Below are 23,536 nucleotides of genomic sequence, written 5' to 3'. Positions count from 1 at the left end.
TTTAATTATTAGCACTGAGAATTATGATTATCAGTGCTATTAGTTTTTATATTTCTGTTTTAAACCGTAAAATTATTTTTCTAAAATAAAGTTAGACGGTTGATAATCGGCTGCATTAATTGGTGAATGTGCTTCAAAATATTGTTTTACTGCATCGGCATCTCGATAACCTGTATCTACATAAGTTGGCGAGTTGTTGACGATAGGGTAACCATCTCCACCAGCGGCTAAAAAGTCTAATGTTGCAATTCGATATGATTTTTGCAAATCAATTGGTTCATTATTAATTTTGATGTCGCTGATGGTATCGCCAGTTTTAGTTAGGCTAATATTTTTTAAATGAGTATAACCACCTGAACCCTGTTTTTTGCCTAATGCAACTTTAAGATAATCGATTAATTCACTGCCGGTTAATTCAAAGTAAACAACACTATTACCAAAAGGCTCAACTTTCAAAATATCACGATAAGTAATATCGCCTTCTATAAGTGAGTCACGAATCATACCACCAGACATAATACCAATATCGGCATTCGTCTTTTCAATAAAGGCACTAAGTAATAATTGCCCCATATTACTTTGTTGATATCTAACTACGTTACGGTCGCCCTCTAAACGGCCGGTTAACTCACCACTTTTAATGAGTAATTGTTGTTTACCTTGTTCTTGATAAGGTTTTAGTGTTTCCAACAGTTTTTTATCCTGTTCGATTTCACTGGTGTAATATTCAAGACGCTTGGTATCGTTACCGTTATCAACTTCTTTTTTCAAATTAATTGGAATTAACTGATAATTTTTGAGGGTAATTTTACCGTTTAAGAATACGAAGTCAGCACGACCAACATATTTTCCCCATTCATGAGCTTGAACAATCCAGGTACCATTTTGTTGATCTGGAGCGCAAGGTGTTCCTGGGACATATTCGGTAATACGTTTGTTAGGGCTAGCCATACATACTGGGTTTTGCGAGTGGCCACCGACAATCATATCTAGTTCACCAGCTTTTAATCCTCGGGCTAGTTCAACATCACCTGGAGCCATTGAACCATGCTCACCATTTTCATAATGCCCCATATGAGTAACCGCAATAATCATATCTGGACGTTCATTGCTTTTAATTTGGCTAATGACTTTCTCCGCTTCTGGTAGTGTTTTACGAAATTCAACACCATCGGTATTTTTAGGCGAAGCAAGGAAAATAGTGTCATCAGTGGTTAAACCAAATACTGCAACTTTAATACTATTTAAATCAAATATTTTATAGGCATCAAAAACACGATTATCGGTATTTTTGAAGTAAGTATTTGCTGATAAAAATGGGAAATGAGCCCATTTTTGTTGTTCACGAATAATTGCTAACGGATGATCAAATTCGTGGTTACCTACTGCCATTGCATCATAGCCAACCTCATTCATACCGACAAAATCGGGTTTTGCTTGTAATACATCAGATTCAGGAACACCAGTATTAATGTCACCGCCAGAAAGTAAAAGTAATTTTCCGCCTTTTTCTGTTACTTCTTTTCTTATTTGGTCAACAACAGTTTTTTGTGCAGCTAAACCATATTCACCAATATCATTTTGCCAAAAACGGCCATGATGATCGTTAGTATGTAAAATAGTAAAAGAGTAGGACTTGTCTTTTTCCCAAGCAGGTGCTGTAGACTGTTTGGTAGCAACAGCTGCGAATGAATTGACTGAAAACAGACTTAAAATAACCAGTAGTGACAGTTTTTTGCTTAATTTTAAACGATGCATGATGCCTCCTGAATCCGTATTTATAAAAGCTATTCCGTAATTACTTTAAAAATTAATTGTGGCTGTTCAGCGCTATCACTAATAGTAATATTGTCATACAGTTTTTGTTTTATTGTATCAATACGATCACTACTTGCGTGAATAGTTAACAGTGCTTCACCTATTTCAACTTTATCGCCGACTTTTTTATGTAGTACGATACCAACCGCAGGATCGATAACATCTTCTTTAGTTGCTCGACCTGCCCCCAGTTGCATCGCAGCAATACCAATTTGGTCTGCAATAATCCGTGATACATAACCTGCTTTTTGCGCTGGTAAATCAATTTGGTAAGGAGCATTAGCTAATTTTTCCGGATGATCAACCACCGAACTATCACCACCTTGAGCCTCAATTAGCGTTTTAAATTTTTCAATAGCCTTACCATTTTTAATCACTTCTTGTAGTTTTTCTCTTGCTTCATCTAATGTTTTAGCTTTATTGGCTAATACCACCATTTGACTGCCAAGCGTTAAAACGAGTTCAGTTAAATCAGCAGGACCATGGCCATTTAAAGTATCTATGGCTTCTTTAACTTCTAATGCATTACCAATAGCATAGCCTAACGGTTGAGACATATCAGAGATAATCGCCATAGTCCTACGACCAATTTGATTACCAATATTGACCATTTCATGAGCTAATTTTTCTGAGTCTTCCATGCTTTTCATTAAAGCACCGTCACCAGTTTTAACATCTAAAACAATAGCATCTGCACCAGCTGCAAGTTTTTTACTCATAATTGAGCTAGCAATAAGAGGAATAGAGTTTACCGTACCTGTTACGTCACGTAATGAATAAAGTTTTTTATCAGCAGGGGTTAAGTTGCCAGATTGACCAATGACAGCGACACCTTTTTGATTAACTTGATCGATAAATTCTTGTTTATCTAATTCAATTTTAAAACCGGGTACGGTTTCAAATTTATCTGTCGTTCCGCCTGTATGGCCTAATCCACGACCGGACATTTTAGCTACTGGAATATCTAATGCTGCAACTAATGGTGCTAATACTAAGGTAGTTGTATCGCCCACACCACCCGTTGAATGCTTATCGACTTTAATACCTTTAATTGAGGATAGGTCAACGGTATCACCTGAATACATCATCGCACTAGTTAAGTCAGCACACTCTTTTGAAGTCATACCTTGATAATAAATCGCCATTAGTAGGGCACTGACTTGATAATCAGGAATAGAACCATTGGTATAGTTGGTTATAAAAAATTGAATCTCTTCGGTTGTTAGAGCATTGCCATCACGTTTTTTTTCAATAATATCTACAAATCTCATTACACATCTCTCTTAATATCTATAAAGCAAATTAGGATTATATTCTTCTCATCCAAAATTTGGATTGATGATTGTGCTAATCTTGGTTAATTATCATCAATCGCTTTTTTTATTTTTCAATATTGCTAAATTACATAGTTCAATTACATAGTTCAATTACATAGTTCAATTACATAGTTCAATAATAAAACTAATCTAAATCACTCGGTGAAAATGACCAAGGCAACAATTCTCCAACAGTGGTTTCTTGGATTTTACCGTGCATATTAGTTAAAATAACCGGCATATCTTTAGCACAAAACTCACTGATTACTTGACGACAAGCACCACAAGGTGAGATTGGTCCTTCAGTATCACCAATCACAACCAATTTTTTGAATTTTTTCTTTCCTTCTGATACTGCCTTAAAAATCGCTGTTCTTTCAGCACAGTTAGCAAGTCCATAGGAAGCATTTTCAATATTACAACCTAAAATTGCTTCGTCATCTTCGGTAATTAATACCGCACCTACTTGAAATTTAGAATAGGGTACATAAGCTTTAGAACGTGCTGTTTTTGCTAGTTCGATTAATTTTTCAATTTGCATAGTCATAATCCTTGTCGTCATCAAGATGTTATTGGTTTTTAGGCTGTAAATTTGTTGGTGCTTGTAAATTAAGTTGATAGACACCAAAGCCTAAATTATCTTTTTCAACAAACTTAGTTGGATATAATGAATGTGTTTCAATATAAGTTTTAGCTTCATCAGTTGGTGAAGATTCAAAACGAATATCCAAATTAGTTTGGCTGGTAATTGGTGCAATTCGCCAGTTATTATCAACAGTTACATTAACTTGTCCATGCTTTTTAGTGTGATTAGTTATGTAAGCTGAAAGAATAACTCTTAAATCATCAGGTGAATTAAATTTAACATTTTTTCCACCGGTACCAGGAAATGCGCCGGTATAAGCACGATAGTTATTGGTAGCAATTAAAAATGCTTGATTTGGATCAATTGGTTTTTGTTGATAGGTTAAATTTACAATACGTTCTGATTCAGGGTTAATTAATTGACAACTACCATCGTAACGGGCTGGTTTAGTGATATCAATTTCATAACTTACGCCATCAATAGTATCAAAATTATAAGTTCTAAACTTATCCCAATTGATTAAATATTGTGGTGTTGATGAATTAATGTCAATTTGATTATAAACACCTGCTGAACATTCCAACCACTCTTTAACCTCTTTTCCAGTAATTTTTACGGCAGATAAAATATTTGGATAAAGATAGATATCGGCTGCATTCCTAAATGTCAAATCTCCTTTTTTTACCTCAACATAAGCTGTCGGATCATTTTTGCGACCGCCAGCTTTAAATGGTGCAATAGCCGATAAAATTGGTAATCCATCTAGATCAGGATCACCTTGCACAAATTGTTTTACATAATCAATTTGCGCATCGCTAATAATCTGTAAAGCTGAGGTATCTTCGACTAAGGCTAAATAACTATTGATATCGGTTGATACCTTACCAATTGGTTTACCAACAAATTCACGGGTACCTTCATGATCATCTTTTAATACTTTGGTAATATTTTTATTGGCATCAACAAGTGCTTTTTTATTTTTACTATCGAAGATAGGGCGGGCTTCTGATTTACCAGAAACAACTTTCCAGTTAGATTTGTCTCCTTCAATCACTAAATCGACTACACCTAAATGACTACCCCATTGTCCTGGCATAACAGCAGGAATATTGTTAATATTTCCGGTATTAATATCGGTATTAGGTAGTGATTTAAAATCATCACTTGGGAATACGCCATGAGAATGGCCAAACATAATGGCATTAATACCTTCAACTTGACTTAAATAATAAACTGAGTTTTCAGCTAATGCCTTATAAGGTTCCGCAGAAACACCTGAATGAGGAATAGCAACAATGATATCCGCACCTTGCTTTTTCATTTCTGGTACTAATTTTTTGGCTGTTTCAGTGATATCTTTAACAATCACTTTACCTTCCAAATTAAGCTTATCCCATTGCATAATTTGTGGTGGTACAAAACCAATATAACCAATTTTTATAGGGTGTTGCTTGCCATCTCTATCGACCACTTTTTTATCTAAAATGATATATTGTTTAAAGTAAGGTTTATTGGTCTTAGCATCATAAACATTGGCATTCACATAAGGAAAATTTGCTCCTGCTAGGCTTTTTTGTAAAAAATCTAAACCAAAATTAAATTCATGATTACCAATATTACCAACAACATAATCAAGGGTATTCAGAGCTTTGTAAACCGGATGAATATCACCTTTATTCAATCCTTTATTAAGCGCATAATCAGCCATCGGACTACCTTGAATCAGATCACCATTATCAACTAATACGCTATTTTTTACCTCTTTCCTCGCTTGATGAATTAAATTGGCTGTTTTAGCTAAACCAAAGGTATCAATATACTGATCTTTAAAATAATCGTAATTCATCATATTACCGTGCAGATCAGTCGTTTCAATAATTCTTAAATCAACCGTTGCTGCTTGCAGTGTTCCAGAAATTAATAGGGTAAGTAGGCTTAGGGTTAGTCGAGTTTTATTCATATTCATTTCCTATTTTTCTGATACGGTTATCCATTAACATGTTGTAATAATAAATCTTGGTATTTTTTAAATCTGGCAATAATAGCCGGATGATACTGGTTAGTATTAATTGCTTGTTGTAAAGATCGTTTATCATTGTTGTTAAAACAAGATAAAACTTCGTTTAATAAACGTGTTTTTTCGTTAGACTCAACGAATGCGGCATCAATTCCACAAAGGGTAATATCAAATAATTCCAAACGTGAAAAATGAAACGCTTGCTCGGCTAGCTGATACTCTTTTTCGATATCGGTACCAAAAATACCAGCATCGTCGGTATTAAGGGTAATTCTTACCCCTTTATCATAAAGTTGTCGAATTGGGTGATTATGAATATCACCATGTAAATTATTGACTAAAATACGATTACTGGTGAGAGCTATTTCTAACGTGATTTCGTTATCAACTAATTGTTTAATCAAGCTATCATCTTCAATTGCCGCGATACCGTGCCCGATACGATTTGCACCATGTTTTAAAGCTTGAATAATACTTTCAGCCGAATCAATTTCACCTGCATGGTAGGATTTTTTTAAATTTAATTTTTCAGCAAGTTGATGAGCTTTTTCAAAATCATCAAAATGCCCAGCTTTTTCATTGCCGGCAATATTAAATCCAGTAATAAATGGATGCGGATTATTTTCGATAAAATGCAATGTATCGTATACTACTTCGGCGCCAAGATGGCGTACGCCAATAACATGATATCGTACCGTTATATTATGCTCTTTTTGGACATCGATAATCGCTTTATCCATTTGATTTAGTGTTTGTTGAAATCTTGCTTGATCCCAAACAACTTTACCTTGGTTTTCTGTTGCACAAATATGATAAGGTGACAGAAATAATTCGCAATAAATTAACCCTTGTTTAGCATTTCTACTTAAAAAATCGTAGGTAATTAAGTAATAATCGTCAGGATTTTTCACAAAATTAGAAACAGTATCATAGGTTTGGATAAATGAGACAAAGTCAGATTCATCATAATTATATCGACCATTTTTATACTCGATCTCATTATAATCGCCGATTTGATAACACAATGAATCAGGAAAAGGTAGATGATTTTTATCGGCTAGTTTTTTAGCCATAAAGGGAGTAATACTGCCTTCTACATGCTCATGAAGTATAACTTTTGGGATTATTTGCTTATTCATCTAATTCTAATCTGTTCAATTATGCTTATAGGGCACTTGTAATAGTCATATTTCAGCAATTGATTAGAGTAACAAAAGCTGAATTGACACTCTTTTTACAAGCATTTTATTCTACCTTGATAAGACACTTATTTTCCATACATTTTGTGTGACTTATCGAATTTATGTGAGGCTGGTAACATTTTAGCCTAGTTAAGAATTAGGCAACAATTTAACGGTTGCCTAATTATTGATGTTATTAAGTTACTAGCTAATAACCTGATTCAACTATTTATTTTAATATTAATTGAATTTTATGTTAGTTAGTTTCTAACGGTTGCAGTTTTTTGCTCAGTAGTATCATTTTGGAAAATTAAAACAAAAATAATTGCAAGCACTAATGAATAACCTGCAAAGACAAGCCATACATTATGCCAATCAATACCCGCTTCTGAAGTATAGTGGTCAACAACAATACCACTAATCATTGAACCTAAATAAGCACCAATACCGTTAGTCATTGTCATAAATAAACCTTGAGCACTGTTACGGATGTTAGGTGATACTGTTTTTTCAACATACATTGAGCCTGAAATATTATAGAAATCAAAGGCACAACCATAAACAATCATCGATAACAGTAACAGCACAAAGCCGAATGGTGATGGATCGCCGTAAGCAAAAAGACCAAAGCGAGCAACCCATGCCAACATACTTATTAACATCACGTATTTAATACCAAGTTTTTTCATAAAAAATGGTACAAATAAGATAAATACGACTTCTGAAATTTGTGAAATAGATAATAAAACTGATGGGAATTTAACCACTAAACTATCTGCATATTCTGGTACTTTATCGAAGTCATGTAGAAACGGATTACCAAAAGTATTAGTAATTTGTAAAATCCCACCTAATAACACAGCAAATAAAAAGAAGATAGCCAATCTAGGTTGTTTTAATAATATAAATGCATCTAAACCTAATGAACTTATAATAGACTTTTCTTTGCCATCATTTTTTGCAACTTCAATTAAAGGTAAGGTTAATGAATAAAGACTCAATAAAACTGAACTACCAGCTGCAATATAAAGTTGCATATTACTGAGTTCTAACTGCATAAAGCTAACCATCCACATTGCTACGATAAAACCGATAGTGCCGAAGATTCGAATTGCAGGGAACTGTTCGATAACGTCTAGTCCTTGTGATTCTAAGCAAGAGTAAGAAATTGAATTAGAAATTGCAATGGTTGGCATAAATGCAAGACAATGGATAAGCATCACACTCATCATTAAAAATGGCGATGTGATAGATGCAGCGATAAATAAGGTTACTGCACCAATCAAATGGCAAAGCACATATAAGCGGTTAGCAGGTATCCATCTATCAGCTACGATACCAAGCAGACTAGGCATAAATACTGAAGCAATACCCATGGTGCCATATACGGCGCCAACTTCAATACCAGTAAATTTTAATTTAATCATCATATAGGAGCCTAAGGTAATTAGCCAACTCCCCCAGATAAAAAATTGTAAAAATAATATAACTTTCAGTTGTAGCTTGGTATTCATTTTGATTCCTTATTAAATGAGATCTTTCTAACCTATTAGATAAAAATTAATGAATAAAGATAAAATTTTGTTATTACTATTAATAATCTAGTTATAACGCTCAACAACATTTACCGTAAATAATAACGTCAATGTTAAAATTCTTGGTTCCTCTTTTTTGAGTAACCAAAAAAAATGGCAGATATTCTGCCATTATTTATTATGAATTAACTAATACCGACTCTAAAGCGACTGTAATCATCTCTTTAAAACCCAGCTGGCGCTGTTCAGATGACATAGCTTCGCCTTTGCGAATATGATCTGAAACTGTACAGATCGCTAATGCTTTAGCTCCGTATTCTGCGGCTACACCATAAATACCAGCGGCTTCCATTTCGACACCTAGAATATTGTATTTTTCCATAATATCGAAAAGATCAGGCTCGACGCTATAAAATAGATCAGCAGAAAAAAGATTACCCACTTTAACATTCACATTTAATTGTTTCGCTGCATTAACAGCATTACAAATTAAACCGAAATCAGCAATGGCGGCAAAATCATGATCTTTAAAACGTAACCGATTGACTTTAGAATCCGTACAGGCGCCCATACCAATAACCACATCACCAAGATTGACATCAGGGCTGATGGCGCCACATGAACCGATGCGAATGATGTTTTTAACACCATAAAATTTAATCAGTTCAGTTGTGTATATAGAACAAGATGGAATGCCCATACCATGCCCCATAACAGATATTTTCTTTCCTTTATAGTCACCGGTAAAACCTAGCATTCCTCTAACATTGGTAACTTCTTTAGCATTCTCTAAAAAAGTTTCGGCAATAAACTTAGCGCGTAATGGATCGCCGGGCATCAAAACCGTTTGAGCAAAAGCGTCATCGGCGGCGTTAATATGTGGGGTAGGCATTTAAATCTCCTGATTTATTACTAAAAAAACGTTACTACACTAACAAAAAACAGCTTACTATTTGCGAATAAATGATTCACCATAATCCATTGGTGATAAATCAAAATAATCGGCAACACTTTGTCCTATATCAGCAAATGTTTTACGATGACCTAATGACCCAGCAGGAACGCTATCACCGTAAACTAAAACTGGAATATGTTCACGAGTATGATCTGTTCCCGGCCAAGTAGGATCACAACCATGATCGGCACTAATAATTAAAAGATCGCCCGGCTCAATAAGCGCTAACATCTCAGGCAAACGTTTATCAAAATATTCTAACGCTGCTGCGTAACCAGCAACGTCACGTCGATGACCATAAGATGAATCAAAATCAACAAAATTGGTAAACACAATCGCGTTATCTTTCGCTTGTCTGATTTCTTTTAGTGAAGCATCAAATAACGCTTCAATACCTGTTGCTTTAACTTTTTTTGTAATACCCACTTCGGCATAAATATCGGCAATTTTACCAATTGACACCACCGTACCTTGTTTTTCATCAACTAGTTTTTTAATCATTGTTGGTGCTGGTGGTTCGACAGCTAAATCGTGACGATTGCCGGTACGAACAAATTCACCCGGCTTATTACCTAAAAATGGTCGAGCAATAACGCGGCCGATATTATAATCGCCTTTATTAAGCTCATCACGCGCAATTTCACAAACTTCATAAAGCTTATCTAGACCAAAAGTCTCTTCGTGGCAGGCAATTTGAAACACTGAATCAGCAGAGGTATAAAAAATAGGTTTACCGGTAGCCATATGTTCAAGGCCAAGTTCATCAAGAATCACAGTACCTGATGAATGGCAATCACCGAGATAGCCCGGCAAATTAGCACGTTTAACAATCTTATCTAATAATTCTTGAGGAAAGCTGTTAGTAGTATTAGTAAAATAACCCCAGTCAAACAGCACAGGAACGCCAGCGATCTCCCAATGACCAGATGGAGTATCTTTACCAGATGAAATTTCACTGGCATAGCCATAAGCACCAATTACATCACCTTCGGTAGTTATTCCTTTCGGGTATGCACCTGTAGATTCATAAGCGGCCTCGATCAAACCTAATTTCCCTAAATTTGGTAATCTTAATGGTCCTTGTCGACCATGATCTGCTTTACCTAAAGCACAAGCTTCGGCAATATGACCTAAAGTATCCGAACCTTCATCGCCATACTTTTTGGCATCTTCAGCACCGCCGATCCCGAAGGAATCGAGGATCATAATAAAAACTCTTTTCATAATTTCCTCTAAATCTCAACTACCATAAAACAGAGCTACCATCTTGAAGCATAACTTCATTTAAAACCGTGATCGATAACTTATTTCTCGAATTTTATAAAATAATAATAACGTTTACCATAAGGCTGAGTAAAATAGATTATAACTAAATTTATAAAAAAGATCGTTTGGTTAGCTATAATACATGATAAAAAAAAACAAAAAAGGGATTAGCTCATATTCATTGATTATTTGGCTAATCTTTTGACATTTTTATCAATAAATAAAAAGTCAAGATAAGTAAAAAAATAGTTTAATCCATAAAAGATCGTTTTGCATTGTGTTAAGATAGCAAATAAATAAGCTTTAATTGAATAAAGTGTTTTATCAAAAATTGATAACGCATTGATTGATTAATTCTAAATACTGAATGTCTATCAAAAGCGTCAAATAAAATTGGTTTAATCGAATTTAAAAGTATTTTTTATAAAAGGTAGTCATTAATGAACCAAAAAATTCCTAATACATTTGCTCTAGATGTTTATGCCAACCGGGTCGAAACAGTCACAACTGTTGAACAACTAATGCAAGTTTGGAAAAACAATCTCGATAATCAACCTTTTATAATTATTGGACAAGGCAGTAATACATTATTTACTGAAAATTTTGCTGGTACAATCATAGTTAATCGAATTAAAGGATTAACCATAACCGAAACCGCGACTCACTGGCATTTAAAAGTGGGGGCCGGCGAATATTGGCATGATTTAGTTTCTAACACTATTAACCAGAACATCCCTGGCCTTGAAAACTTGGCTTTAATACCCGGTTGTGTTGGTTCTGCACCCATCCAAAATATTGGCGCATATGGGGTTGAATTTCAAAAAGTCGCGGATTATGTTGAATTACTTGAATTTGCAACCGGTAAAATTATTACTGTCACTGATGGTCAATATGGCTATCGTGAAAGCATCTTCAAACAAAAATATGCCAATGATTATGCCGTTGTCTATGTTGGTATCAAATTACCAAAACAGTGGAATCCAGTACTAACTTATGGTGAATTAAGAAATTTTGATGCAAATAGCGTCACCCCTAAAATGATCTTTGATAAAGTGTGTGAAATCCGTCGAAGCAAATTGCCTGATCCTAATGTACTAGGTAATGGTGGAAGCTTCTTTAAAAATCCGATAGTCGATAAAAAACTTGCGGATAAACTACTTGAAAAATATCCAACAATGCCTATATATCCACAAACAGCAGATCAAATAAAATTAGCTGCCGGTTGGTTAATTGATCAGTGTGGTCTAAAAGGATACCAAATTGGTGGTGCAGCAGTCCATCAACAACAAGCTCTGGTATTAGTCAATAAAGATAATGCGACCGCGCAAGATGTTGTCGCATTAGCGCGTTATATCATCAATGCAGTATTGCAAAAGTTTTCGGTGCACCTATCGCCTGAAATTCGATTTATGGGAGCGACAGGTGAAATTGACGTGGATAAATTTTTATAAATACGTCCTAAAAACAACAAAATTACTTACAAACTTATGAAACATTCGTATTCATTTCCTATTTTATTAACGAGTCTACTATTTGTTACCATCGCTTTATCGGCACTCAATACCCAAGTGCCGCTTTGGTTAGTCCGTGAAAATTTTTCGCTTGGACAGATAGGTTTAGTTGGTTCAAGCTATTTTACTGGTAACTTAGTAGGTACCATCATGGCAAATTGGTTTATTAGCCGATTTAATGCCAGATTTACTTACACCTACAGTTGTATCATCTTTGCAATTGCGACTATCGGTTTAAGCTTCTCAATGGATTTTTACAGCTGGGCTATCTGGCGATTTTTCATTGGGATCGCTTGTGCTGTTACTTGGGTGGTGATTGAAAGTTGTATCTTAGTTACCGGTACGGTGCGTACCCGCGGCAAAATGTTGGCGGTCTATCTCACTACCTACTATTTAGGCACCGTATTAGGGCAAGCTTTGCTGCAATATTTTCCGCAAGAGGTTCTCTATTTTGGTTTAGTGATTGCCGTATTAATGGGATTAGCCATCTTATTTATATTGTTAACCCATTACAAATTACCGAAGAAGAAAAAAAGCAGTTTCAACATTATGCCAATGATAATGTATAAACCTTCTCGCGTTGGCTTAATTGGTTGTGCCATTGCCGGTATGTTAATTGGTTCACTCTATTCGTTAATGCCTGCCTACTATTCACATCTGGGCTACAGTGATAACCAAGTCGCCAATTGGATGGTACTACTAATACTTTCTGGTGTGATTGCCCAAATGCCGGCTAACTGGTGTGCAGATAGGTTTGGTCGCCGTATTGTATTGTTAGTTGAATCAATTTTCATGATGATCGCCTGTGGCTTGCTGATATTCAACGTTTACGGTGTATTAGCCATTATTCTACTTGGTGCCACCATTTACACCATTTACCCAATCTCCATGGCGTGGGCTTGCTCATGTGTTCGCAAACAAGAAATTGTATCGATGAACCAAGCCATGCTATTAACCAATACACTCGGAAGTCTAGTTGCTCCGGCAGTGATAGCTTTTATAATGGACACATTAAGCAATACTTACTTATTTATTAGTTTTGCTATAATTTCACTCTATTTTGTTGTTTTATTATTGCTCAAAAAGTGAGGATTGAATGCGCAGTAACCAAAATCCATTGAAATTAATCAATATATTAGCTGATGGACAGTTTCACTCAGGTGAGGAACTTGCCAACCAATTTGGCATTACCCGTGCTGGCATCAACAAATATATCAAAGTACTACGAGATTGGGGCATCACCTTATCATCCGTACAAGGTAAAGGTTACTGTTTAGCATCACCAATTGACTTACTCGATAAAGTCAAAATCGACGAAAATTATGGTGAGGATAGTCATGTAGAGGTGTTGCCGATCATCGACTCGACCAACCAATATCTATTAAATAATATTGAAAAATTACAAACAGGTGACAGTTGTGTAGCCGAGTTTCAATCTAAAGCTCGAGGCAGACGAGGGCGACAATGGTTCGCACCGTTTGGCAGTAATCTTTACTTTTCAATGTATTGGCGACTTGATCAAGGTATTGCAGCTGCTATGGGACTAAGTTTAGTAGTTGGTATTGTGATGGCTGATACGTTAAGGGAAATCTCTGGTCAAGATATTAAAGTTAAATGGCCTAATGATTTGTATCTAGATGATCAAAAACTTGCCGGTATATTAGTTGAACTTGCCGGTAAAACAGGTGACTGTGCTCATGTTGTAATTGGTATTGGGGTCAATTTAATGATGACTAATCCCGATCCTAATATTGTCAATCAAAAATGGGCTAATTTAGGTAAAGTTGACCGCAATTTTCTGGTAGCAAAGGTAGCTAAAAACCTCAAAACAAAACTTCGTGACTTTGAAAAACACGGTCTAACTCCATTCCTTAATGATTGGCAACGACTCGACAATTTTGTTAATCGCCCGGTTAAATTATTAATTGGTGACAATGTGATCCGAGGTATTGCTAAAGGTATCAATGAGCAGGGTGCATTACTTTTAGAACAAAATGGCGAAACCAAGGCGTTTATCGGTGGCGAAATTTCATTAAGGAGTGATGAATAAATAGTCAATAGTCGCTGTCACAAAATTGCCCCATTTAAGCATAAATGGGGCATGATAAAATTATTACCTATTTTTTAATTCTTAATAACCGCAAAGCATTAGCGGTAACGATTGCCGTAGTACCAGAATCAGCTAACACCGCTAACCAAAGCCCTGTCACGCCAAATAAACTAGTGATTAAAAATATCAACTTAATTCCCAAAGCAATGGTAATATTTTGCTTAATATTTCGATTCGCCAAGCGAGTTAAGCGAATCAACATTGGCAAACTTAACAAACTGTTTTTAGTCAGTGCGGCATCCGCCGTTTCGAGTGCAACATCAGTTCCACTGCCCATGGCAATTCCGACTGTGGCAGCTTTCATTGCTGGGGAATCATTAATGCCATCACCGATCATCGCAATCGGAGTATGGCGACCAATCTCTTCGATTTTGGCCAACTTATCTGCCGGCAATAGCTCAGCACGATACTCCATACCTAATTGACCTGCAATTGCTTTTGCGGCGCGTTGATTATCGCCAGTTAACATCAAGGTTTGCAAACCAAGTTGCTTAAGCTCTGTGATAGCCGGCAAAGCATCACCACGCAGTACATCTTGCAAAGCAATAATCCCCAGCAACTGTTGACTGGTGGTAACGACTACAACCGTCTTACCACCATCTTCAAGCTGAGTAATCGTATGAGCATCCTCGGCATTAAGCGTAGTTGACACTGTCTCGATCTTATTTGGTGACACAACAAAATAGGTTTGCTGATTTAATTCACCTTGGATCCCAACACCAGCAATTGTTTTACGATTATTTGCTTCGGCAAACTCGATCGGCTTTTGCTTAACATAATCGACTAACGCTTTAGCTAACGGATGGTGAGAGCCACTTTCAACCGCCGCAACAATCGTTAACAGCTCCTCGTTAGAACAGTGTCGATTAATGACATCAGTCACTTGTGGCTTACCTTCGGTTAATGTTCCTGTCTTATCAAACGCCAACATTTTAATCGAACCAATACGCTCAAGTGCCGCGCCGCCCTTAATTAATACCCCATATTTAGCCGCGCTAGACAAGGCTGAGGTAATCACCGCTGGTGTTGATATCACTAACGCACAAGGACAACCAATTAACAACAGCGTCAACCCTCGATATATCCAAGTATACCAATCAGCGCCGGTCAACAATGGTGGAATTAGGATCACTAAAAACGCAAATAATGTAATCGCCGGCGTATAATAACGGCTAAACTTATCGATAAACCGCTCTATTGGCGCTTTACGATCCTCGGCATCTTCAATCAGCTGTAAAATACGATCGACAGCATTTTGCCCCGATTCTGAAATCACCTTAAGTTGAATGGTATTATCGACTACTAACGACCCGGCTAAAATTTTATCGCCACTTAAATAATTAACCGGAATGGACTCACCGGTTAGCGCACTTTCATCAATGCTGGCTTGTTCGCTAACCAAAATAACATCAGCTGGTAATCGACCACCGGATGAAATTTCGATAATATCATCTGGTTTTAAGGTATGACTAGCAACTGTTTTCCTTTTACCATCAATAATAATCACCGTCTCATCAGGCATTAACTCGGCCAGTGAAGAGATGCCTTTTTTTGCCTTACTGGTTGCAAAGCCTTCCAGCATCTCGCCTATCATAAACAGAAAGATCACCATGGTGGCTTCTTCGGCTGCACCAATAAACAGTGCACCCATTGCCGAAATACTCATTAGTGTTTCAATCGCAAACGGCGTACCACTACGGGTTAAAACAATGGCCTCTTTCAAAATTGGGATAATCCCAACTACAGCTGTCACAATAAATGCATATTCACCTGCGGTTTTATTCACCAACAAAATGAGATAACTAACCACAATCAATGCACCTAAAACCGCTAATGGAATAAATGCCTTTTTATCAAAACTATGTGAATGTTCATGGTGATGAGCAGGGCTCGACTCAAAAATCGGTGTATAGCCTAGTTCTGTAACCTTATCTTCAATCATCTTGATTACTGCATCATCATGCTTAGGAACAAAAACGATTAATTTTTCGGTTGAGAATATGATTTTGGTTTGATTAATATTAGGCAGTGTTTTAACACCGTTTTCGATTTTGCTTGCGCAATGGGCGCAATCCATACCTTGAATTTTCCAAGTTAACTTAACGCCTTGGCTACTCCGCTCTGGGTCTTCGGGGGGATCTTCAATCTCACATTTTTGTGATGAGCTATTATCATGCCCATCACAGCATGCGGTGTGACTAGCTTCATGAGAATGGTGAGAATCATGTGCATGATTATGAGCAATATTATGACAATCGCCATGACAATGATCGTGATTATCATGGTGAGATTGGGTGGATTTGTTATTATATAACATAACGTTACCTCTTTTTGTGGATGATTTTGATTGTACACTCAAAAAAACAAAAAGAAATCTTTTTTAACTAAATAAGTAAAAAATAGTAATGAAAAGAAAATAGTGATCTTAGAATTTATTTACATATCTTAACAATTTTTTTTAAAACTTAAATTGTAAAAAAAAATAAATTATTTATACTAATTATCGCAAAAAAATGTATTTTTTTGTTAATCAACAAGGATGTTTCCTAACCTAAGATTGGAATAATCATAAATTTTTGGCATTATCGAGATTTTTTCTGTTTTAGTTTAATATCAATTCATTTAGTGTTTATCTATCATATTGATTCAAATCAATTCACCAAGTTTATATATTATTTTAGTTTTACTAAACCATGTCACTTATCTATTTGCTTCTTCATTAATAACTAAGATATCAAAACTTTTTTGGCTCAAATTTTTGCATAAGAATGATGTTTAAAAATTTTGAGGAAAGGGGTTTTTGGATAATTAAAAATATTAAATTTTTGTCTTTTTTCGAATTAAAATTAAGAAATCTTCTTAAAAACTCATTTGTTATACTCAATTACTACTAATATTTAATTATCAAATAAAGAGTTCTTTCTATATTAGAAAAGAGATCTAAAACTACGTCACGAGGATTACAAGTTATTGGCAATCTTAACATAAATGTTTATTTAACTTGACGAAGCTTAATAGCACAAAATTCTAATACTATTGATAATTTACTTAAGCAATTTGATTTAGTTAATAAATTTTATCTTCCTTACGAACAATTTGCTTTTTTATTAATTCGGTAATCACCTAAGCAAGGTTTACCTAAAGATAACTAATTTATTACTGTATTAAGTTATTTCTTTAATAATATAGTATAAAAATCAAAGAAAGTTGGTTAAGTAATGAATTGGGAAAATCGATTAAAAGAATAACGTTGAAATAAGATTTTTGTTTCAAACTAGAATGATTAATTTAATGGTGAAAAAATGATTAGCACAAATTTATTTTATTATTAAAATTAACTATTGCTTGAATAATTAGCTAATGATCTAACTAAAGCCTATATTCGCACTACTTTTAGGAATATAATTGTTACACATTATCATATTGTTAAGTTCCTATTATGACTTCATCATCTCTTCGAAAATCGAGCGTAATTTTTGGCGCTTTTTTAGTAACTACATTTATTATTGGTGTCGCTGGTGCATTGCAATCACCTACCTTAAGTCGTTTCTTATCATTTGAAGTGGGTGCTGATCCTCGTTTAGTAGGTTTATTTTTCTCAATTAATGCATTAGCCAGTATTATTGGTAGTTATTTGCTAGCTAAATATTCAGACAACAAAGGTGACAGACGTAAGATTGTTATTTTTTGTTGCTTGATGGGGTTAGCAAATAGTCTGATTTTTGCTTATTCGCGTAACTATTATGTATTAATTACATTAGGCGTATTTTTTGCAGCGTTAGCTTCGGCTGCCATGCCACAAGTTTTTGCTATGGCGCGCGAATATGCTGAAAAAAGTGGCAGAAATGCCGTTGCCTTTAATTCATTGATTAGAGCACAATTATCATTGGCATGGGTTATTGGTCCGCCATTATCATTTGGTTTAGCTATCCATTATGGTTTTACCTCAATGTATTTATGTGCGATGTCGATGTTTATCATATCCATGTTTGTAGTAGCAGTTTTTTTACCACCAGTAGAAAAGAAGTCAATCAGCTCACTTAGTCCTAGTCAGTTAGCTACCGCTAATCAATCAATTTTTACTAATCGTAATGTTATGTGTTTGCTACTTTCTACTATTTTTATGTGGACTGCTAATATGATGTATATTATCGATATGCCAATTTATGTTGAAAAGGTATTGCATCTTTCTGATTCATTACCTGGTGCGTTAATGGGGTTGGCAGCAGGGATTGAGATTCCAGTAATGATAATTGCTGGTTATATGGTACCAGCATTAGGTAAGCGTAATCTGTTTTTTATCGCTATCATTTGCGGAATTTTATTTTATGTTGGTATGATTTTATTTACTGACCCAATCATGTTATATGTATTGCAGCTTTTTAACGCACTATTTATTGGCATTGTTGCCAATATTGGTATTATCTATTTCCAAGATTTGTTACCAACTCGAATGGGGGTTGCTTCAACTTTATTTAATAATGGCATTATTTGTAGTGTTATTTTGGCAGGGATTATTCAAGGTTTTGCATCACAAGCATATGGTCATGAAATAATTTATTGGATTGGTTTAGTGATGGTTACTATTTCTTTTGTCTTTTGTGCATTGGTTAAGAAATAATTTCAAAAGCTTTATATTTTATGTCTCCCTGATTTTTTAGCTAATCAAGGAAGACGCATTAATTCCATCAAACAAAAAGTTAAACGTTAAATGTAGCTTTTATTTGTTGATAAAAGTCGTAATCAGTACGTTCATAATGTAATGGTGTAATCGCGATATAGCCATTATTGGCTGCATCGAGCTCTTTATCATCATCAAGCACATTTTGATTGCGTTGTGCTCTAAACCAAAAATATTCATGGCCTTCAGGATCTTGTGTTTCAGCAACCACAAATTTGCTAACATCAGCAGTCCCTTGTTTGGTGATTTTAATTCCTTTTATATGCTCAGCTCGGCAATTAGGAAAATTAATATTAAAACAAGTATTCTTTGGTGTCGTTAGGGATAGCAATTGTCTTATCACTGACTCAGCAAGATGAGTTGAACAATGCCAATCTGTTGGTATATTGTCCTCACTACTCACTTGACTCAATGCTATTGCTGGTACACCGAGTGTCATAGCCATCATTGCTGCGCCAACCGTTCCTGATAATACAGTTTCAAAGCCTAAATTTGAACCATTGTTAATCCCAGATAGAACCAAATCAGGCAATTGTTTCGCCATTAATGATTTGATGGCAAATAATGAACAGTCAGCTGGTGTACCATAAACTGCATATTCTGTTTGGTTACGCTTTTGTACGCGAAATGGTGATTTCAAACTAACTGAACAAGAAACACCACTTTGATCGACAACTGGTGCGACTATCCAAACTTCGTTGGCGATCTTTTCAGCAATACTTTTTAAAATTCGGATCCCAGGCGCATCAATTCCATCATCATTAACTAATAAAACTCGGTTGACTAATTTTTTCGACATACTTATTTCCTTTTTAATTTCCTTATTGAATAAATGTATTGCACTGATCAATTGCTCCACTATCAAAACCACGTTTAAACCAACTATAACGTTGTTTTGATGAACCATGGGTAAAACTATCAGGAATTATATAACCATTATTTTGCTGTTGTAAGCGATCATCGCCAATTGCTTGTACGGTATTTAAGGTTTGTTCGATATCACCCATCTCTAAAATATTCTGTTTTTGCATAGCATTTCCCCATAATCCAGCATAACAATCGGCTTGTAGTTCAAGTTTGACTGATAGCTGGTTACTGGTTTCGTTAGATTGATTTTGCCTTAATTGTTCAACCCTAGCCAAAATTCCAAGTAAGTTTTGTACATGATGTCCTACTTCGTGGGCAATCACATAGCCTTGAGCAAAATCACCACCGCCACCTAGGCGTTGTTTCATCTCTTGATAAAATGATAGATCAAGGTAAACCGTTTGATCGAGATTACAATAAAATGGCCCCATCATTGCTTGACCTGTGCCACATGCAGTTCGAGTTGCACCACTATAAAGTACTAATTTAGGCGCAATATAGGTTTTACCTAATTGTTGAAACTCTTGACTCCAATAATCTTCAGTACTGGCCAAGATAGTTGAGGTAAATTTAGTTGCATTATTATTTATAGAACTATTATCAACAGGCGATGTTGATGATATGGATGTGGTATCGTCTAAATCAATCAGATTGCTATTCAGTAAGCCAGTTAAATCAACGCCGTAATAACCAGCAACTAACACAATAATAAATAAAACAATTTTACCTTTACCACCAATTGGAATCCTTGTTCCAATATCACTTCCTGATTGTGAGCGGCGATCTTCAATGTTATCACTCTCTCTTTGGTTTCTCCAACGCATAGGGAATACCTCATCAGTTTAAGTAATATCATTTTAAAGGATTATAGATAAGGTTACTAGCTATAGACCTCATTACATGATCAAAAAAAGGAGATGATAAAATGATGTGATAAAAGCGTTTTTTTTGCTGATTTTAGGTATATAATTTTGGTTATACTCTTTGGTGTATTATTCGTATAAACAAAACTAAATTTGCAATTATATGTGATTAAAGTTTTAACTTAATTCTTTATCTAGTCATTTAGATAACTCTAATTATTTGTTAGTGTTACTTTTTATACAGTTTTATAACTTTATGATTTTATCTTTTTACTATATCAATCATTGTGATATGACCTTCTATTAATAATAATTGTACACTTTCAACAGAAAAGTACATCAAGTCTGGTAATGATAATTACTTCTGTTTGGCATAGTAGCTGATTAAAGTTAATTATTTGGATTTAAATCTTAATATTGATTAATTTAAAAGGCGGTATTTAATGGCAAAAGTGAATAAAATTAAGAAAAAACCGTTAGATATTACTGATATTCCCATTATTGATGATAATCAATTAAAAAAAGCGACTTGGGCATCTGCTTTTAGTAATGCTATTGAATGGTATGATTTTGGAGTATACAGCTTTTTGGCTTATATTATCGGACAGATATTTTTTCCTCATATATCTTCTAGTGTGCAAATTATTGCTGCGCTATCAACTTTTTCGATTCCCTTTTTCATTCGTCCATTAGGTGGCATTATGTTTGGCTTAATTGGGGACAATATTGGCCGTCAAAAAGTGTTATCGATTAGTTTAGTAATTATGTCATTAAGCACGTTTTGTATTGGCCTTATCCCCACTTATGAAACGATTGGTGTTACCTCGCCAGTTCTGTTATTAATTGTTAAATTAGCTCAAGGTTTTTCAATCGGAGGCGAATATTCTGGTTCAGCAACGGTAGTTGCTGAATATTCACCTGATCGTAAACGCGGTTTTATTGGTGGCTGGCTTGATTTTGGTTCAATGGTTGGATTTATTTTAGGGGCAGGGCTAGTGGTATTTTTGTCTATGCTACTTAGTCAGTCGGCATTGTACAATTGGGGCTGGCGTATCCCATTTTTAATCGCTTTACCTTTAGGTATTATTAGCTTTATATTGCACCATATTTCAGAAGAAACCCCAACTTTTCAACAACACCTCGATGCCAGACAATCAGAGAACATAGCTGAAACTTCATCAACTACTGCACTAAAGCAAATTATTAGCCAATATTGGCGACATATTTTAATTTGTGCCGGATTGATAATTGTGACTAATGTATCTTTTTACCTATTATTAACTTATATGCCAAGCTATTTAGCACATAACCTCAATTATGATACTGAGCACGGCTTACTAATTATTATTGCTATTATGGTTGGGATGTTAATTATTCAACCCATAGTTGGCTTATTAAGTGACAAAATAGGTCGAAAGCCCTTTATATTGATTGGTAGTATAGGCTTACTGCTTTTGTCTTATCCAGCATTTGTGTTAATTAATAGCCAGCATATTCCTCTCGTCTTTTTAGGGGTGTTTATTTTAGCGTTATTCATAAACTGTTTCACTGGAATTATTACTTCAATATTGCCGGCAATGTTTCCAACTAATATTCGTTATAGTGCCATTGCCAGTATTTTTAATATTGTGATTATCGTTGCTGGGTTAACACCAACACTAGTGGCATGGTTAGTTGAAGCAACCGGCAATTTATTTATGCCAGCTTATTACTTAATGATGATAGGTTTTATTGGTGTTATTACTGGTCTTGCAATGCACGAAACAGCTAAAAAACCATTGCACAATACGACTCCAACTGCGGCTAATCGCCATGAGGCCAAAGCACTCTTATCTGAACATTTTGATTCTATCGAGGGTGAAGTTGAAGATATTGATCAACAAATCGAAGAACTACAAAATAAAAGACAAGAATTGGTTGATCAGCATCCTAAATTGGATTAGAGAATGCTATTTCAAATAGATAATAAAATTATTAATATAGTCGCGAATAACTAAAAAATAGTTTGCTCAAATCGTTTTATTAAATTTTAGATAGTGTTGTTATTGGTGGCAAACTATTTTTAACAGATTAAAACAGCAGATCTTTATCCCAAATATAATGATCTATAGGCAACCATTGCTCTTTTTGTAAATGATACCAAACTGTTAAATTTTCTTTAGTATTAATTTGCCAAGTTATTTCGGTTATTTTAATGTTACCCTGCTGAATTTCGTCTGGTTTGAAAATATTAAGCAGGCCTATCCTAAATTCTGTTATTAGACCTTCATTAGTTCCTAAAATATATGTTTCTTTTTTATAGGAAGGAAATTTCTTTAGCGTATCATCCCTGGATAAATTCTTTATCATGTCATAAGAAGTGTATTGAGACTGAATATTTGTTTTTGTCACTATTGATGCTTCCTTAATAGGATTTATATCAATAGGTTTTTGTTCGGCCATTGCAGAGTTACTACCATAAAATAGAAAAAAAATAATTAATAAATAATATTTATTCATCATATTGATTAATATACAATTTATATTGTATTTCCAATGCTTCTAATATTTGGTCTAAATTTTAAGATATTAAATAGTTTTGTGATATTTTTTTAATTACATATCTTAACAAATTGCAATACCCATAATATTGCTAATAAATAATAATTTCTTTATAATTTTTTAACTGAGGTTATATTTTTTCTATAAAACAAAGGGATATCTCGACAAAGGAATGAAAACATGTTAAAATACAATTGTCTACGGGCCAGCCAGCCAGCCAGCCAGCCAGCCAGCCAGCCAGCCAGCCAGCCAGCCAGCCAGCCAGCCAGCCAGCCAGCCAGCCAGCCAG

General features: G+C 35.0%; 17 protein-coding genes. 5 read left to right on the top strand and 12 right to left on the bottom strand.

The window, feature by feature from the left end; all coding sequences use genetic code 11:
* Positions 1-72: 72 nt before the first annotated feature.
* The 8 genes from ushA to H3U96_RS09610 form a co-directional block, all read right to left on the bottom strand.
* Entirely contained in the window at positions 73-1,758 is a 1,686-nt protein-coding gene (ushA, locus tag H3U96_RS09645) for a bifunctional UDP-sugar hydrolase/5'-nucleotidase UshA (protein ID WP_198196442.1), read from the bottom strand.
* Between the two features lie 29 nt (positions 1,759-1,787).
* Complete coding sequence (locus H3U96_RS09640) at positions 1,788-3,089, bottom strand: pyrimidine-nucleoside phosphorylase (RefSeq protein ID WP_198196440.1); 1,302 nt, start codon at positions 3,087-3,089, stop codon at positions 1,788-1,790.
* A gap of 190 nt (positions 3,090-3,279) precedes the next feature.
* Complete coding sequence (locus tag H3U96_RS09635; RefSeq protein ID WP_220000384.1) at positions 3,280-3,675, bottom strand: cytidine deaminase; 396 nt, start codon at positions 3,673-3,675, stop codon at positions 3,280-3,282.
* A 28-nt stretch (positions 3,676-3,703) separates the two neighbouring features.
* On the bottom strand, positions 3,704-5,680 hold the full coding sequence (locus H3U96_RS09630) for a bifunctional 2',3'-cyclic-nucleotide 2'-phosphodiesterase/3'-nucleotidase (RefSeq protein WP_086357289.1): 1,977 nt from the start codon (positions 5,678-5,680) through the stop codon (positions 3,704-3,706).
* Between the two features lie 26 nt (positions 5,681-5,706).
* Positions 5,707-6,876, bottom strand: coding sequence for an adenosine deaminase (gene add / locus H3U96_RS09625; RefSeq protein WP_081300009.1), 1,170 nt, complete (start codon positions 6,874-6,876; stop codon positions 5,707-5,709).
* Positions 6,877-7,178: 302 nt separating this feature from the next.
* The gene (locus H3U96_RS09620) at positions 7,179-8,432 is read right to left on the bottom strand and encodes a nucleoside permease (protein WP_065578321.1); all 1,254 of its coding nucleotides are present in this window, start codon (positions 8,430-8,432) and stop codon (positions 7,179-7,181) included.
* Between the two features lie 199 nt (positions 8,433-8,631).
* On the bottom strand, positions 8,632-9,345 hold the full coding sequence (gene deoD / locus H3U96_RS09615; protein WP_065578322.1) for a purine-nucleoside phosphorylase: 714 nt from the start codon (positions 9,343-9,345) through the stop codon (positions 8,632-8,634).
* Between the two features lie 57 nt (positions 9,346-9,402).
* A complete protein-coding gene (locus tag H3U96_RS09610) occupies positions 9,403-10,632 on the bottom strand; it encodes a phosphopentomutase (RefSeq protein WP_198196438.1) in 1,230 nt (409 codons plus the stop codon).
* Between the two features lie 482 nt (positions 10,633-11,114).
* On the opposite strand from H3U96_RS09610, the gene murB reads away from it, so the two are divergent.
* The 3 genes from murB to birA are packed head-to-tail and all read left to right on the top strand — an operon-like array spanning position 11,115 to position 14,235.
* The gene (gene murB, locus H3U96_RS09605) at positions 11,115-12,125 is read left to right on the top strand and encodes a UDP-N-acetylmuramate dehydrogenase (RefSeq protein ID WP_065578324.1); all 1,011 of its coding nucleotides are present in this window, start codon (positions 11,115-11,117) and stop codon (positions 12,123-12,125) included.
* A gap of 36 nt (positions 12,126-12,161) precedes the next feature.
* Positions 12,162-13,274 (top strand): MFS transporter, encoded by a 1,113-nt coding sequence (locus tag H3U96_RS09600; RefSeq protein ID WP_065650915.1) that lies wholly within the window; start codon positions 12,162-12,164, stop codon positions 13,272-13,274.
* 7 nt (positions 13,275-13,281) lie between these two features.
* On the top strand, positions 13,282-14,235 hold the full coding sequence (gene birA / locus H3U96_RS09595; protein WP_086361266.1) for a bifunctional biotin--[acetyl-CoA-carboxylase] ligase/biotin operon repressor BirA: 954 nt from the start codon (positions 13,282-13,284) through the stop codon (positions 14,233-14,235).
* 67 nt (positions 14,236-14,302) lie between these two features.
* Here the strand turns inward: birA and H3U96_RS09590 are convergent, their stop codons facing one another.
* Complete coding sequence (locus H3U96_RS09590; RefSeq protein WP_086361267.1) at positions 14,303-16,612, bottom strand: zinc/cadmium/mercury/lead-transporting ATPase; 2,310 nt, start codon at positions 16,610-16,612, stop codon at positions 14,303-14,305.
* A gap of 1,122 nt (positions 16,613-17,734) precedes the next feature.
* Here H3U96_RS09590 and H3U96_RS09585 point away from each other — a divergent pair.
* The gene (locus H3U96_RS09585; RefSeq protein ID WP_065578328.1) at positions 17,735-18,916 is read left to right on the top strand and encodes a sugar efflux transporter; all 1,182 of its coding nucleotides are present in this window, start codon (positions 17,735-17,737) and stop codon (positions 18,914-18,916) included.
* 79 nt (positions 18,917-18,995) lie between these two features.
* Here the strand turns inward: H3U96_RS09585 and surE are convergent, their stop codons facing one another.
* Complete coding sequence (surE, locus tag H3U96_RS09580; protein WP_065578329.1) at positions 18,996-19,775, bottom strand: 5'/3'-nucleotidase SurE; 780 nt, start codon at positions 19,773-19,775, stop codon at positions 18,996-18,998.
* A 22-nt stretch (positions 19,776-19,797) separates the two neighbouring features.
* On the bottom strand, positions 19,798-20,667 hold the full coding sequence (locus tag H3U96_RS09575) for a neutral zinc metallopeptidase (protein ID WP_086361272.1): 870 nt from the start codon (positions 20,665-20,667) through the stop codon (positions 19,798-19,800).
* 482 nt (positions 20,668-21,149) lie between these two features.
* Here H3U96_RS09575 and proP point away from each other — a divergent pair, with 482 nt between their 5' ends.
* On the top strand, positions 21,150-22,649 hold the full coding sequence (gene proP / locus H3U96_RS09570; protein ID WP_198196436.1) for a glycine betaine/L-proline transporter ProP: 1,500 nt from the start codon (positions 21,150-21,152) through the stop codon (positions 22,647-22,649).
* Positions 22,650-22,776: 127 nt separating this feature from the next.
* Here the strand turns inward: proP and H3U96_RS09565 are convergent, their stop codons facing one another.
* Positions 22,777-23,148: a hypothetical protein gene (locus H3U96_RS09565; RefSeq protein WP_133052200.1), complete on the bottom strand. Its 372-nt coding sequence runs from the start codon at positions 23,146-23,148 to the stop codon at positions 22,777-22,779.
* Positions 23,149-23,536 lie beyond the last annotated feature (388 nt).

The sequence above is a fragment of the Gilliamella sp. M0364 genome (assembly GCF_016100565.1).
Lineage (GTDB): Bacteria > Pseudomonadota > Gammaproteobacteria > Enterobacterales > Orbaceae > Gilliamella > Gilliamella apis.
The sequence above is the reverse complement of the archived record's forward strand: the minus strand, read 5'-3'. Positions and strand labels throughout refer to the sequence as shown.